Origin of the sequence: Paraburkholderia sp. Ac-20340 (genome assembly GCF_017104965.1) — a bacterium.
Lineage (GTDB): Bacteria > Pseudomonadota > Gammaproteobacteria > Burkholderiales > Burkholderiaceae > Paraburkholderia.
Window position 1 is genome coordinate 476065 of record NZ_JAAGPR010000001.1, and the last position, 13785, is coordinate 489849.

At 61.4% G+C, this 13785-nt stretch carries 15 protein-coding genes; 10 read left to right on the forward strand and 5 right to left on the reverse strand.

Annotated features, from left to right (window positions below):
• Window positions 1–13 precede the first annotated feature (13 nt).
• From G3N59_RS02265 to G3N59_RS02285, 5 genes are all read right to left on the reverse strand, one after another.
• Window positions 14–934: a bestrophin family ion channel gene (locus tag G3N59_RS02265; protein WP_205980897.1), complete on the reverse strand. Its 921-nt coding sequence runs from the start codon at window positions 932–934 to the stop codon at window positions 14–16.
• A 298-nt stretch (window positions 935–1232) separates the two neighbouring features.
• The gene (locus tag G3N59_RS02270) at window positions 1233–1577 is read right to left on the reverse strand and encodes a cupin domain-containing protein (RefSeq protein ID WP_205980898.1); all 345 of its coding nucleotides are present in this window, start codon (window positions 1575–1577) and stop codon (window positions 1233–1235) included.
• A complete protein-coding gene (locus tag G3N59_RS02275; protein ID WP_205981072.1) occupies window positions 1574–2566 on the reverse strand; it encodes a M14 family metallopeptidase in 993 nt (330 codons plus the stop codon). Before G3N59_RS02275 ends, G3N59_RS02270 begins: the two co-directional genes overlap by 4 nt.
• Before the next feature lie 61 nt (window positions 2567–2627).
• On the reverse strand, window positions 2628–3515 hold the full coding sequence (locus G3N59_RS02280; protein WP_346777840.1) for a GNAT family N-acetyltransferase: 888 nt from the start codon (window positions 3513–3515) through the stop codon (window positions 2628–2630).
• A gap of 34 nt (window positions 3516–3549) precedes the next feature.
• Window positions 3550–3822 carry a hypothetical protein gene (locus G3N59_RS02285; RefSeq protein ID WP_205980900.1) on the reverse strand — a complete coding sequence of 91 codons (273 nt, stop codon included), beginning with the start codon at window positions 3820–3822 and terminating at the stop codon, window positions 3550–3552.
• Here G3N59_RS02285 and G3N59_RS02290 point away from each other — a divergent pair.
• From G3N59_RS02290 to G3N59_RS02335, 10 genes are all read left to right on the forward strand, one after another.
• Entirely contained in the window at window positions 3821–4432 is a 612-nt protein-coding gene (locus tag G3N59_RS02290; RefSeq protein ID WP_205980901.1) for a helix-turn-helix domain-containing protein, read from the forward strand. The two genes, G3N59_RS02285 and G3N59_RS02290, sit on opposite strands and share 2 nt — an antisense overlap.
• 401 nt (window positions 4433–4833) lie before the next feature.
• A complete protein-coding gene (locus tag G3N59_RS02295; RefSeq protein WP_205980902.1) occupies window positions 4834–6327 on the forward strand; it encodes an aldehyde dehydrogenase family protein in 1494 nt (497 codons plus the stop codon).
• A 199-nt stretch (window positions 6328–6526) separates the two neighbouring features.
• Window positions 6527–7195, forward strand: coding sequence for a haloacid dehalogenase type II (locus tag G3N59_RS02300; protein WP_205980903.1), 669 nt, complete (start codon window positions 6527–6529; stop codon window positions 7193–7195).
• Between the two features lie 35 nt (window positions 7196–7230).
• Window positions 7231–8508, forward strand: a complete 1278-nt coding sequence (locus G3N59_RS02305) for an FAD-binding oxidoreductase (protein WP_205980904.1) — start codon at window positions 7231–7233, stop codon at window positions 8506–8508.
• 74 nt (window positions 8509–8582) lie between these two features.
• Entirely contained in the window at window positions 8583–9356 is a 774-nt protein-coding gene (locus G3N59_RS02310) for a transporter substrate-binding domain-containing protein (RefSeq protein WP_205980905.1), read from the forward strand.
• 135 nt (window positions 9357–9491) lie between these two features.
• Window positions 9492–10151: an amino acid ABC transporter permease gene (locus G3N59_RS02315; RefSeq protein ID WP_205980906.1), complete on the forward strand. Its 660-nt coding sequence runs from the start codon at window positions 9492–9494 to the stop codon at window positions 10149–10151.
• A 7-nt stretch (window positions 10152–10158) separates the two neighbouring features.
• Window positions 10159–10941, forward strand: coding sequence for an amino acid ABC transporter ATP-binding protein (locus tag G3N59_RS02320; protein WP_205980907.1), 783 nt, complete (start codon window positions 10159–10161; stop codon window positions 10939–10941).
• Window positions 10938–11249, forward strand: coding sequence for a (2Fe-2S)-binding protein (locus tag G3N59_RS02325; RefSeq protein ID WP_205980908.1), 312 nt, complete (start codon window positions 10938–10940; stop codon window positions 11247–11249). The genes G3N59_RS02320 and G3N59_RS02325 overlap by 4 nt, the downstream gene beginning before the upstream one ends.
• Entirely contained in the window at window positions 11228–12604 is a 1377-nt protein-coding gene (locus G3N59_RS02330; RefSeq protein ID WP_205980909.1) for an FAD/NAD(P)-binding oxidoreductase, read from the forward strand. The genes G3N59_RS02325 and G3N59_RS02330 overlap by 22 nt, the downstream gene beginning before the upstream one ends.
• A complete protein-coding gene (locus G3N59_RS02335) occupies window positions 12601–13782 on the forward strand; it encodes an FAD-binding oxidoreductase (RefSeq protein WP_205980910.1) in 1182 nt (393 codons plus the stop codon). Before G3N59_RS02330 ends, G3N59_RS02335 begins: the two co-directional genes overlap by 4 nt.
• Window positions 13783–13785 lie beyond the last annotated feature (3 nt).

Consider the following 13785-nt stretch of genomic DNA (forward strand, 5'->3'; position numbering starts at 1 on the left):
ACTCCGTTTTGTTTCAGGTCAGTTGAAAGTGCGGGCCGGGTTGGACGGGCGGCGGCATGGCTTCGTCGCACAGTTCGAGCACGGCGCGCTCGATCGTGCAGGTCATGGAATCGAGCGCGAGATTATTCGGTGCAAGGCCAAAGGGATCGGAGATCTGGCCGGCGATGGCTTCGAGCGCTAGGAGCGTATAAGAGACGAATACACAGATGAGTGGCGTGGCAAAACCAATCGAATCGATTAACCCGAAAGGCAGCAGCGCGCAATAGGCATAGACGGTGCGATGCAGCAGCACGCCGTAGGCAAACGGAATCGGTGTGGACAGAATGCGTTCGCAGCCGCCAACCGCCGCGCCCAGATCGTTCAGCTGGCGATCGAGCATCCAGAGTTTCGTATCGGAAAGCGCGCCCGAGCGATTGAGTGCCGCCAGATGGCGGCGTGCTTCGTCGAGTAACACAATGGGCTGAAATACGCGTGCCGTGAGATTTGCAGCCTGTTCGAAGCCGAGCAGGCGTTCGAGATCCGCACGAGGATCGGAGTGACGCAACTGGTGTTTCAATGCATAGGCGAACGCAATGAGCAGGCGCGGAATCCGGCGGTTTTCGTACGGCGCGGAACTTGCCGGGACGTAATTGCGAAACTGTGAAATGAGTGCGCGAGCCGCAATCAACACATTGCCCCACAGGCGGCGCGCTTCCCAATAGCGTTCGTAACTGGCGTTATTGCGAAACGCCAGAAAGATCGTTAGCGCTACGCCGCACAACGTAAAAGGCGTCGTATTCAGCGGGATTTTTTCGCCGAAAATGCGGCCGTGCGAGTACATCGCGAGCACGCTTACGAGTGTCATAAACGCCAGTTGGGGAATGATCGCCTTTAGCACGGAGCCGTGCCAGACAAAGAGCATACGAAACCAGTTCGGCGTGGGGCGAATAATCATGAAAGGGCGGTCGATTCAATCGTCGGTACGAGCGGAGTGTGAGTACGAAGCGTACTGGTGCTCGCGTGGCCCGAGGACGCACACTTTGCTGGCGATTCGAAGAGTACAGTTCCGGCGTGCACGGCGCGGCCGCGATCACTTGCCGCTCAGGGCTGGATCGGGATGTGAAGCGCGTAGGCGAGGGATGCCTACTTATGTCACCACCATTTCAAGCATCCGCCGCCCATGCAGGGACTTGAGGGTGGTGCGAGTGAGTATGCAGTCCACGAACGGTGGACCGCACGCGAATGAATCGGCTTCAGAAAATCACATAGATCTTGCGCAACGTTTCGTCGATCTGCCAAAGGCCTTCGGTATTGGCTTCGAAGAACATCGTGTCTCCGCCCTTGAAATGCAGCGTCTCTTCGCCGTCGGGCGTGAAGCTGCCCGATCCCGCGAGAAAATGCATGACTTCGGCCTCTTTCACCGAGCGGCGATACGTACCCGGCGAACATTCGAATACACCGGTATCCACGGCTTCGGCACCGGGAATGACCACCTGGCGACCGGTGACGCGCGCGGGCTCCGTATCGGGCAAGCCTGCCGTACCCCAATCTTCGAGTCCCGCGATATGCACTGATTGCTGGATCTGCTGAACTTTCACTGAATGAATTCCTGTTGACGTGAAGTGTGATCGAGACGTTGTTCGATGCGGCCGAGTCGCACCACGGTCACGCCGGGCCGCAGTTGACGCAGTGAAGGCATGACGAGCATGCAGTCGTCGTAAGGCGTGGTGACAGGCTCGCCATTCGACCAGCCGATGATCGTGCCGGCCTTGTCGAAGGTTTCAAGCCCCGTATAAGGCCCAGCGAAACGGAAATCCATGCTGGTCGCGACCACCGGTTCGGTTACGCGTACAACCGTCATCTGCGCGGGCAGAGGAGCGAGCCATCCGGCGGGCAGATCATGCACGTCGACGACGCCTGCGTTCAGCAGAAATCGCGCAGTACTGTCGCGCGCGACATCGACGGCACGCTTCTCCCAATGCTGCCCGCACTCGATCAGCAGTGCGTTCTTTGGGCTGTGTTTGTCGCCGAAACCTTCGTAGTCGCGCATGCGCCGGCCTTCAGGATGGCCTTCGTCGCAGATCACGGTCGCGGGCACGCCAAGCTGCGCAGAAAGCGCAATGCCTTTGTCGAGCGGTCCGGCAACGATCAGCGGCGCGCTCTTTTCATGCATCGAATGGAGGTCGAGCAGCAGATCGACGCTGTCGATCACGGGGCGCATCGCGCGCGCGCGATCGAGTTCGACTGAACGCCGCGAGGTATCGTCGAGCGTTGCGGCGGTCCAGACGCGGTTGAAATCCTGATCGACAAAGCGGGCCTTGTCGGGGTTGGCCGGATCGAACCGCGCGTAGGCGTCGACGTTCGCGAAGGCCAGCGTGAGACGGCCTCGGCGCGGACGTAGTTGCGCGCGCAACAAGGCATCGACGACGATCGCGCCACAGACTTCATTACCGTGTGTGAGCGCGTTCACCATCACATGCGGGCCGGGCACGCCCGAATCGAACGTATGCACATAGGCGATGCCCGTGTTGCCTTCGGCATGCGCGGAAATATCGGGGAACGCGACTTCGATCGGATAGGCGTCCATGCTCATGCGAGAGTTCTCTGGGAAGGATTTTCAGTCGATAAATGCGCGGCAACGCTGCGCATCAGGCCATGGCCTGATTGATGATGCCGTAGGCGCGCCAGGCGGCGTCGGGCTCGCCACTGTGCTGGGCGGCGCTGGCGTTGCGCACCATCTTGACGACAGCGTCGACCGGCACGAGGCCAACGGTGGGCAGCCAGGCTTCAATACCGGCTCCGCCCGGCACGTCGATACGCACGAAATTGCCCACATGTTGTGCGAGCCAGTGCGAGACGAGTGCTTTGGCGCGCGTATGGTCCGCTGAAGGTGCCGCAACCACGGGGCCAATGGCGTAACCGCGTCCGAAGCGGCGCGCGAGTGCAAAGCCGGTGATTTCGCCGTTGCGCTCGAGCACGACGCCGCCTTGCGCCACATCGAGCAGGGCAGGCAAGGTCGCGCTGCGATCGAGACCGCAGCCGCGCGAAGCGAGATCGATTAGCGCGGGCAGATCGGCGGCCGTCGCGACGCGCAGCGTTTCGCCTTGCAGGAGCACGAGTTCGGGTGCCTGCTCGACGGTGCCTTGATGTTGCGTGAGCGTGCCGCAGGCCGTAAAGCCGAGCTTTTCGTAAAGCGGCTGGCCAGCGGGCGTGGCATGCAGGAAGGTCACGCGCTCACCCAGTTCCTCCACCACGAGTTCCATCAGCTTGCGGCCGATGCCGCGTCCCTGCTCGTCGGGCGAAACGATCACCATGCCCAGCGTTGCACGGTCCGCGCCGAACTTCCAGCACAGCGCCGTGCCGATCACGACGCCATTTTCCTCGGCAACGAAGCCGGTGCCCGCATCCACGGCGAAGCGCCAGTCTTCCGGGCGATGCGGCCAGCGCACTGCCACGGACAGGCCATGGGCAGCGTCGATGTCGTCGACAGTGAAACGGCGGTATTGAGGGGCGGGCTTGACGGCGGTTTCGGACACAGCGGACTCCTGTAGGGCGGCCTGGACGGCTTGTTCAGATTCGACTGTCGCATGGGGTCTGGGGCGCTTCATAGGACAATCTTCCTGTCTTGCGCGAGCGCAACGATTCACGTCGCGCGGCTTTTTTATTGTTCATCGCATTGCGAGAAGTTTCAATATAATGAGTGGCATTGTGCGCGCTTTCAATGTTGCGCGCAGGACGCGCCACTGCATCGCTTTGCACCGCGCCGTGCACCGGAATCGTGCGCGAGCGATAGGGCACGAACCGCTTTCGCGCGTCCGGCACCGAATTCAACAGGAATCTCATGCGAACCCAGTCCAGCAAGAAAGTCGCCGCGCTGCCGAGCCATGCCGATGTCGGCGCGCGCCTGAAGGCGCTGCGCAACGCGCGCGGTCTGTCCGTGAATGAACTCGCGTTGCGCGCCGGCGTGTCGGTCGGCACCGTAAGCCAGGTCGAGCGCAATAAGGCGAATCCGTCCGTGCGCATTCTGGAGCGCCTGCGTCAGGCGCTCGATGTGCCGCTGAGCGCGCTGCTGGAAGAGGACGACGCGCCGTCCGATCCGCTCACGGGCGATTTCGTGCGGCGCTCGGCGGAACGGCCGCTTTTCGAAGTCGGCAAGAACGGCATGCAGAAAGAGCTGCTCTCGCCGCATGGCGAGCACGATCTGCAGATGATGGTCATCATGCTGCCGGCTGGGTCGGGGTCGGAAGAAGTGCTGGTGGGCGTCGGCGAGAAATGTGGCCTCGTGATGGAGGGCACGGTCATTCTGAACGTCGGCGATCAACGTGCGGAACTGCGTGCTGGCGATAGCTTCCAGTTCAAGAGCACGGTCCCCCATAGCGTGAAGAATGAAAGCAGCAAGACCGCGCGGCTGTTGTGGATCATGAATACGCGCCCGCCGGTTATCCATCTCTAAGTTGCTTGCCGGCGCTGGCTTTGTGCCTTGCCAGCGCCGCGTCCCTGCTGTTTCTCCCGCGCTGTCTCTCGCTGTCTCTCCCTTCGTTCATTCTTGTAGCCGCAACGCCTGAATGCATTGCGCGACTGCATTCGTCTGCCTATTCCAGTCGCTCGCCAATGAGTTACGGGTAAGCCCTGGCCCGATTCTCGCGTAAGCATCACGCATGAAAATGCAATTCGCAGAATTATTTTTGATCACTAGCCAAGCATCGCGTGTTCACTATAATGAACTTCATCGCGTGGTTGTTCATTCTGCCGCTTGGGCAGAACAGCGCCACTTGCTGAAGCGGCGAAGCCGCACTCGCTGAACATCGCGAGCGCTCCTGCGCCGATATAACCGGGTTTTCGAACAGGCTGAGCATGACTACTCCGTCGCTGGATTTCGATCCGTCCGCCATCGCGCTGCCCCAGGGCCATTTCATTGGCGGCGCGTATTACCAGACCGATGAAACGCCGATCGCCGTGCATCGTCCCTCGGATGGGCGACTGCTCGGTTACGTGCCCGACGGCACGGCGCAGACGGTCGATTACGCCGTGTCGAATGCGCTGCAGGCATGGAAGACCAGCGGCTGGGGCACGCGTTCGCCGCGCGAGCGTGCTCGTGTGCTGACGCGCTGGGCGCAACTGATCGACGAAAACGTCGTGGCGCTGGCGCAGCTCGAAGCAGTCAGTTCGACGCGTCCGGTCGCGGAAGCGTATGCCTCCGACGTTCCGTTCACGGCCGAAGCCATTCGCTTCTTCGCTGAACTAGCCGACAAACTCGGCGGCGATATTGCAGCGACGCGTCAAGGCAGTCTCGGTTTTGTCGCCTCGGAGCCTTACGGTGTGATCGGTGCGATTACACCGTGGAATTTTCCGCTTTCGATGTGCTCGTGGAAATGCGGTCCCGCACTCGCGGCCGGCAACGCCGTTGTGCTGAAAGCCTCGGAAATGACGCCGTTTTCCACGCTGCGTCTCGCGGAACTCGCGATCGAAGCAGGCATGCCGCCGGGCATTTTCAATGTCGTGAACGGACGCGGTGCGACGACGGGTTCGGCCATCACTCGCCACCCCGATATTTCGAAGGTCAGTTTCACTGGATCGACGCGCACCGGTGCGGCGATCATGAGTGAAGCGGCGTTTCATGGCACCAAGCCGGTCACGCTCGAACTGGGCGGCAAGAGCCCGCAACTCGTGTTTGCCCAGGTGCCGGACCTCGCGCATACGGCGCGCTGCGTGGCGCGTGGCTTTATCGCCAATGGCGGTCAGGCCTGCGTGGCTGGCACGCGGCTGATCGTTCACCGCCAGATCGCCGAGCCGTTGATCGACGCGATCCAGAATGAACTCGCGGGCATTGAGCCCGGCGCAATGTGGTCGAGCGCGACGCGCTATTCACCGATCATCAGCGGCGCTCAGGCTAGGCGTATTGAAACGCTGATCGACGAAAGCCGTGCGCAAGGTGCAGAAGTGCTGTGCGGCGGCGGCTTTTTCGAAGGCACCGACGATGGCTGGTTCCATCGCCCGACGCTGCTTGGCAACGTCAGCCAGGACACGCCTGCGGTGCGCGAGGAACTGTTTGGCCCGGTGCTCACGGTGCAGACCTTCGAAGACGAAGACGAGGGCATTGCGCTCGCGGCGCATCCGACCTACGGGCTCGCGGCGGGCGTGCATACCAGCGATATTGGTCAGGCCATGCGGGCGATGCGCCGCATTGCAGCGGGCACGGTCTGGATCAATCGCTATGGCCGCAGTGGCGACATGATTATCCCGACCGGTGGTTTCAAGCAGTCGGGCATCGGCAAGGATCTTGGCCGCCAGGCGCTGGAAGCCAGCCTGCGCCACAAGAGCGTGCTGATCGATTTCGACACCGTCTGAGTTTCAATTTCGCCTCAATGGCGCGCAATCCGTACTGGGTTCATTTCAATGAACACGGGTTGAGCGCAGCGCTTCACCGAAACCCCGGGCCGCGCTGATTTCGTCAGCATGACTTATCAGTTGGCATTCATACGCAGCTCGCCGTTCTCACTTGAATAGAACCTGAAAGCAGGTTCGCCACGACGACAGGATGCAGACCATGATCGATTTCGAGCCGAAGTACATCACCTTCGACTGCTACGGCACGCTGACCAACTTCCAGATGGGCGAAACCGCACGCCAGCTTTACGGCGACAAGCTCGACCCGGCGAAGATGAATGAATTCGTCGAATTCTTCCGTGGTTATCGTCTGGATGAAGTGCTCGGCGCATGGAAGCCGTATCGCGACGTGGTCGTCAATTCGATTCGCCGTACCTGCGAACGCACCGGCGTGCCGTTCGAAGAAGCCACCGCGCTGAAGATCTACGACGCCGTGCCCACGTGGGGCCCGCACGCCGACGTGCCGGAAGGTCTTGCGCGTCTGGCCACGAAGTACAAGCTGGTGATTCTCTCCAATGCCGCCGATGAGCAGATCGACAGCAATGTGGCGAAGCTCGGCGCGCCGTTCCACAAGGTTTATACCGCCCAGCAGGCTCAGGCATACAAGCCGCTGCGCAAGGCGTTCGAATACATGTTCGACCAGCTCGACTGCAATCCTGAAGACGTGCTGCACGTGTCGTCGAGTTTCCGCTACGACCTCATGACCGCCTACGACATGGGCATCAAGCACAAGGCTTTTGTGAACCGCAATCACGAACCGCTCACGCCGTATTACCAGGTCAACGAAGTGAAGAGCCTGCCGCATCTCGCGGAACAACTCGGCCTGTAAGCGTCGCCACTGTCCGTCATCAGGAACGCATCACGATGAAGCTCGAATCGTACTGGCTCGATACCGCGCCACGCTTGACGAAGCCCGCCCAGCACCCGCTAGCCGGTCGCGTGGACGTGGCGGTGGTGGGCGGCGGCTTCACCGGGCTTTCGGCGGCGCTGGCGCTGGCAAAGCGCGGTTTGTCGGTGACCGTGCTGGAAGCGGGGCGCATCGCGGGCCAGGCGTCGGGCCGCAACGGCGGGCACTGCAATACGGGCGTCGCGCAGGATTACGCGGCGCTCAGCGCGAAGCTCGGTAAGGAGCGCGCGTCGATGTTCTATCGCGCTTATGCCGAAGCCGTGAAGTCGGTCGCGCAGATCGTCGCGGAAGAACAGATTGACTGCGATCTGCGCAAGAGCGGCAAGATCAAGCTCGCCGCGAAGCCGCATCACTATGAATCGCTGGCCAGGACGTTCGAAGCGCTCAAGCGCGATGTCGATCCGGATATCGAACTGATTTCTGCTGACCGCATTCGCGACGAAATTGCATCGGACGGATTTTACGGTGGCCTTGTGCAGCGCGACGGCATGCAGATGCATATGGGCAAATTCGGCGTGGGTCTGGCTGAAGCCGCCGCCCGTCACGGTGCGCAGATTTACGAAGAAACTGCGGTTGTGGGCCTCAAGCCGCTGGGCGGTCACGCCTATGAAGTGCAGTGCAAAAGCGGCAGCGTGCGCGCCGATCGCGTGCTGCTCGCGACGGGCGCCTCGCAGACCGGTCCGCTGCAATGGTTTCGCCGCCGCATTGCGCCCGTGGGCAGTTTTATCGTCGTAACGGAGCCGCTGGGCAAAGACCGGCTCGATGCGCTGTTGCCCACGCGCCGTTCGTACGTGACGACGCGCCAGATCGGCAATTACTTCCGGCCGACTCATGACGATCGTTTGCTGTTTGGCGGCCGCGCGCGCTTTGCGATGTCGAATCCGCGCTCCGATGCAAAGAGCGGCCGCATTCTGCGTGACGGCATGCTGGAGTATTTTCCGCAACTCGCCGACGTGCGCCTCGATTATTGCTGGGGCGGTCTTGTCGATATGACGGCCGACCGGCTGCCGCGCGCAGGCGAGCATGAAGGTTTGTTTTATTCGATGGGCTACAGCGGCCATGGTGTGCAGATGTCGGTGCACATGGGCCGCGTGATGGCCGACGTAATGTTCGGCGCCGCCTCGCGCAACCCGTGGCGAACGCTTGAATGGCCTGCGATTCCCGGACATTTCGGGCGCGCGTGGTTTCTGCCGCTCGTCGGCGCGTATTACCGGTTGCAGGATGTGCTTCATTGAGCCGATGCCATGCGCCGTATTCATTACGGCGCGACCGCAGAGATAGTCCAGATAGTCCCCAAGGAAACCAGACCATGTCGCGTAACAAATTTGCATTCGCTTCCGCCGCTGCTATTGCTGCTGCAACGTTCTCGCTGCTGAGTGCCGCCGCCCACGCCGATACCCCGACGGTGACCGCCGGTTCGCCGCCGTCGAGCGCACCGACCACCTTTCTCGACGTCAAGACGCAGAAGATCGAAGGCATCATGCCGGATGTCGTGCGCGAGATCGGCAAGCGCGAAGGCTTCGATGTGTCGTATCAGGCCGTGCCGTTTTCGGCGCTGATTCCGGCCGTGACCTCGGGCAAGATCGACATCATCGTGGCGGGCATGACGCCCACGCCCAAGCGCGCCGAAGTGGTGGACTTCTCGCAGCCGGTCACGGCATTCGGCGAAGGCATCATCGTCAAGGAATCGAACAAGACCAACTACAAGTCGGTGCAGGACATGAAGGGTATGTCGGTGGGTGCGCCCACGGGCACCGATTACGGCGACCAGCTCGTCAAGCTCGGCATTTTCAAGGAAGTGAAGATGTACGACAGCCCGGCCGATATGACGCGTGACGTTGCGATCGGCCGCATTGTGGCGGGCTTCAACGATTATCCGATTCTCAAGGCGCAGGAAGCCGCGGGCGCGATGGCCGGCACGCGTGTGGACGACGATTATGTGCCGATGGAGAAGTTCGATATCGCCGTGGGCGTGAAGAAGGGCAACACGGCGCTGCTTGGCAAAGTGAACGACGCGCTCACGAAGATGAAGGCCGACGGCACGCTCGACAAGATCCTGAAGAAGTGGCACCTGGCGGGCTGATCCGCGAGTGAATGACTGGAACGCCGCGCGGGCTGCACTTTCCCGCCGCTGCGTTCCGGCCCGGCCCGCCTTCGTGGCGCGGCGTATGTCCCCGCGAACGCTCCCGCGTTGGCGAACGAAAGCATAAGGCACACCATGCGTTGGCACGACATAGTCGATTTTGTACCGATCCTGCTGCAAGGCGCCGTGATGAGTATCGTCATCACGCTCGGCTGCCTGCTGCTGAGCACCGCCCTGGGTCTTGTCTGGGCGCTGCTCAAGATGTCGCGCTATCCCGCGGTGGTGACGGCGGTCAGCGCGATGATCAATGTGGTGCGCGGCCTGCCGATGATCGTCCTGCTGTTCTATATTTATTTCGTCTTGCCGGACTTTCATATCGAAGTGTCGGCGCTGCAGGCGAGCATTATCGGCTTGAGTTTCGGTTATTCGACCTATGTGGCGGAAATCATCCGCTCGGGCATCGAGGCGGTCGATCCGGGCCAGTATGAGGCGGCGCAATCGATCGGCATGGGCCGCGTGAAAACGATGGTGCGCGTGATTCTTCCGCAGGCGGTGAAAGTGGCGCTGCCGCCGTACAGCAATACGCTGGTGATGATGCTCAAGGATTCGTCGCTCGCTTCGACCATCACGGTGGCGGAAATGACGCGGCAAGGGCAACTGATTGCGGCATCGACGTTCCAGAACATCACCGTTTATACGCTCGTGGCAATTGGCTATCTGTTGATGAGCTTGCCGCTCATGAGCATGACGCGTCATCTCGAGCGCCGTTTTGGCAAGCACAAGGCGAAGAAGTGAGGTTGCGATGATCGAAATTACCGATGTCCACAAGAGCTTCGGCACGACGCCCGTGCTCAACGGCATCTCGCTCAAGATCGAACAGGGCGAGGTGGTGTGTCTGATCGGCGCGTCCGGGTCCGGCAAATCGACGCTGCTGCGTTGTATCAATGCGCTGGAATCGTACGATGCGGGCGAGATTAGATTGCTCGACCAGCGTGTCGAACAGCGCTCGCGCAATATCAACCATCTGCGCACGCAGGTGGGGATGGTGTTCCAGCGCTTCAATCTGTTTCCGCATCGCACGGCGCTTGAGAACGTGATGGAAGGGCCGCTGCATGTGAAGAAGGAGCCGCTGCATATCGCGAAGCGCGAAGCCGAAGAACTGCTCAACAAGGTGGGGCTCGGCCACAAGCTTCATTACTATCCGCATCAGCTTTCGGGCGGTCAGCAACAGCGCGTGGCCATTGCGCGTTCGCTTGCGATGAAACCCAAGGCGATTCTTTTCGATGAGCCGACTTCGGCGCTCGATCCCGAACTCGTCGGCGAAGTGCTCAATGTGATGCGCACGCTCGCGAAGGAAGGCATGACGATGCTGGTGGTCACGCACGAAATGGGTTTTGCGCGCGAAGTTGCGGACCGTGTGTGCTTTTTGCACGGCGGCCACATCATCGAACAGGGCAGCGCGAAGCAGGTGCTGTGTACGCCGCGTGAGGCGCGCACGCGCGAATTCCTGCGCCATGTGCTGGGCAATCACAGCAGCGAAACGACGCAGAGCGCGCCCGAAGGCGCAGCGGGAGCGGCCGCATGAACGGGCGATTCGTGCGGCTTGGCGAAACCGGGCGCGCCAAAGTCGATATCGTGATTGACGGTCAAGCCGTGCAAGCGCTGGAAGGCGATACGCTGCTGACCGCCATGCTGTGCAGCGTGCGCCATGTGCGTCAATCGGAATTCGGCGATGAAAAGCGCGCCGGTTATTGCCTGATGGGCGCGTGCCAGGATTGCTGGGTCTGGACCGATGCAGGCGAGCGTCTGCGTGCCTGCACGACCGTGGTTGAATCCGGTATGCGCCTTGTGACCACTCAACCGGAGGCGCAATGGGCGAACCTCGCATTGTGATCGTCGGCGCGGGGCCGGCTGGCGTGCGCTGCGCGCAGACGCTGCTGGCCGCCGGTATTCGCCCAACGCTCATCGACGAAAGCCGCCGCGATGGCGGGCAGATTTATCGCCGTCAGCCAGAGGGTTTTACGCGTCCTTATGCAAAACTCTATGGCACGGAGGCGGCGCGCGCTCAGGATCTGCACGAGACTTTCGCACGTGTGCGTGCGCAAATCGATTATCGCCCGCATACGCTCGCGTGGAATATCTGGGATCGCAAGCTGCATATCGTGCGTGACGGTCATGCGAGCGCACTCGATTACGACGCGCTCATTTTGTGTCCTGGCGCTACCGATCGTTTGATACCCGTGAAAGGCTGGCAATTTGCCGGGACGTATAGCCTGGGCGCGGCGCAGATCGCGCTGAAATCGCAGGCCTGTTCGATTGGGCGTCGCGTGGTGTTCATGGGTACCGGGCCGCTGCTGTATCTCGTCGCGAGCCAGTATGTGCAGGCCGGCGCACAGGTCGCGGCCGTGCTCGATACGTCGGTGACCAGCGCGCGCTTTCGCGCACTGCCGAAGCTGCTTGCGCGTTTCGACGTTTTGCGAAAAGGCAGCGCACTCGTTGCGTCGCTCAAACAGGCGGGCGTGAAGCTGTATAACGGCATCGAGCCGGTCGAAATTATCGGCACGCCGGATGAAGGCGTGCAAGCCGTGCGCTTTCGCAATGCGAGCGGCGCGATCGAGCAGATCGAATGCGACGCCATCGGCATGGGTTATCACCTGCGCCCAGAAACGCAGCTTGCCGATCTCGCGCGCTGCGCATTTCGATTCGACGCGCAAACGCGTCAATGGCTGCCGAAAATCGACGAGCTTGGCCGCAGCAGCGAACCCGGTGTTTATCTCGCGGGTGACGGCGTGCGCGTGCTGGGCGCGGACGGTGCGGAAAACGCGGGGCGTCTCGCGGCTTATGCGGCGCTGACCGATCTGGGGCATTCGCCCGATTCCGCCGTGATCGAAGCGCTCAAGCGCGAACAGCGTCGCATGGATCGCTTTCGCGAAGGGCTTGCGCAGGCTTTTGTCTGGCCCGCGCAGCAGGCGGCAAAGCTGCCTGACGAAACGATTGTGTGCCGTTGCGAAGGCATTACTGCTGGCGAATTGCGCCGCGTGATTCGCGACGAAGGCGCGCAGGAAGCCAATCGCGCGAAAGCGTTGAGCCGTGTCGGCATGGGCCGGTGTCAAGGGCGATATTGCGGCCATGCCGGGGCGGAAATCATCGCCGCGGCTGCGTGCGTGCCGCTCGAGCAGGTTGGCCGTTTGCGCGGCCAGGCGCCCGTGAAACCACTGGCAATTGCGACTGTGGAGGATAGCGAGTGAAACGCGCTCAAGCCGATGTATTGATCGTGGGTGGCGGTTTCATGGGTTCCGCCGCTGCGTTTTTTCTGCGTCGCCGTGGCAAGTCGGTGATTCTGCTTGAACGCCAGTTGATTGGTCAGCAGGCGAGCGGCACCAATTTCGGCAATGTGCGCCGCCAGGGGCGTTTGCTCGCGCAATTGCCATTGGCGAATCGCTCGCGCGAAATCTGGCTGCGGATGCCCGAATTGATCGGGCACGATGCCGAGTTTTTGATGTCGGGACATTTGCGCGTCTGTTACCGATCCGAACAGGCCGATATGTTCGAGACCTACGCTCAGGACGCGAAGCATTACGGTCTCGATCTGGAGATGCTGCACGGCGATGCCTTGCGCAAGCGCTTTCCGTTTATCGGCCCTGAAGTGCTGGCCGGTTCCTATGCGCCGATCGACGGACATGCAAACCCGCGACTCGCAGCGCCGGCTTTCGGTCGCGCGGCCGCAAAGATGGGCGCGCAGATTTTCGAAAATACGGATATCGTTGCGGTCGAAAAAGAAGGCAATGAGTTTCGCGCAACCAGCGCCGATGGCCGCACGTTTCATGCGCCGATTCTATTGATTACGGCGGGCGCGTGGGGCAGTACCTTGAGCGAGCAATTTGGCGAGCCGGTGCCGATTGCCGTGCACGGTCCGCAAATGGCCGTGACCGAGCCGGTGCCTTATAGCATTGCGCCAGCCGTGGGTGTGTCTTCGCCGCAAATTGCGGAAGTGGTGTATTTCCGCCAGGTGGCGCGCGGCAATATCGTGATTGGCGGTTGCGCGCGGGGTCCCGCGTTTCTTGATGCACGTCGCGCGAAAGTGCTGCCACAAAGCACGTTGCTGCAGTTTCGTCAGGCGCAACGCGTCGCGCCCGCGCTCAAGCGGCTCAATATCATTCGCGTCTGGAGTGGCGTGGAAGGCTATATGCCCGACGACCGGCCGATCATGGGCGCGAGCGGCACGACGAGCGGTCTGTTCTACGCATTCGGTTTCTGCGGGCATGGATTCCAGCTTGGGCCGGGCGTGGGCGATACGATGGCCGAATTGATCGATACGGGCGCGACATCCACGCCCATCGACCTGTTCGATATTCGGCGCTTTGCGGCGTTTCAATCGCCCGCAGGCGGTGCGCAAGCGGTGCCGCAGTCCGTACCGGCGACCTGATTG

What these genes read in the sequence shown, in the direction of transcription:
- G3N59_RS02325 (WP_205980908.1), top strand. Translation starts at nt 10,938, where the DNA reads ATGAACGGGCGATTCGTGCGGCTTGGCGAAACCGGGCGCGCCAAAGTC.
- G3N59_RS02275 (WP_205981072.1), bottom strand. Translation starts at nt 2,566, where the DNA reads ATGGACGCCTATCCGATCGAAGTCGCGTTCCCCGATATTTCCGCGCAT.
- G3N59_RS02320 (WP_205980907.1), top strand. Translation starts at nt 10,159, where the DNA reads ATGATCGAAATTACCGATGTCCACAAGAGCTTCGGCACGACGCCCGTG.
- G3N59_RS02305 (WP_205980904.1), top strand. Translation starts at nt 7,231, where the DNA reads ATGAAGCTCGAATCGTACTGGCTCGATACCGCGCCACGCTTGACGAAG.
- G3N59_RS02310 (WP_205980905.1), top strand. Translation starts at nt 8,583, where the DNA reads ATGTCGCGTAACAAATTTGCATTCGCTTCCGCCGCTGCTATTGCTGCT.
- G3N59_RS02265 (WP_205980897.1), bottom strand. Translation starts at nt 934, where the DNA reads ATGATTATTCGCCCCACGCCGAACTGGTTTCGTATGCTCTTTGTCTGG.
- G3N59_RS02295 (WP_205980902.1), top strand. Translation starts at nt 4,834, where the DNA reads ATGACTACTCCGTCGCTGGATTTCGATCCGTCCGCCATCGCGCTGCCC.
- G3N59_RS02300 (WP_205980903.1), top strand. Translation starts at nt 6,527, where the DNA reads ATGATCGATTTCGAGCCGAAGTACATCACCTTCGACTGCTACGGCACG.
- G3N59_RS02330 (WP_205980909.1), top strand. Translation starts at nt 11,228, where the DNA reads ATGGGCGAACCTCGCATTGTGATCGTCGGCGCGGGGCCGGCTGGCGTG.
- G3N59_RS02285 (WP_205980900.1), bottom strand. Translation starts at nt 3,822, where the DNA reads ATGAGATTCCTGTTGAATTCGGTGCCGGACGCGCGAAAGCGGTTCGTG.
- G3N59_RS02290 (WP_205980901.1), top strand. Translation starts at nt 3,821, where the DNA reads ATGCGAACCCAGTCCAGCAAGAAAGTCGCCGCGCTGCCGAGCCATGCC.
- G3N59_RS02315 (WP_205980906.1), top strand. Translation starts at nt 9,492, where the DNA reads ATGCGTTGGCACGACATAGTCGATTTTGTACCGATCCTGCTGCAAGGC.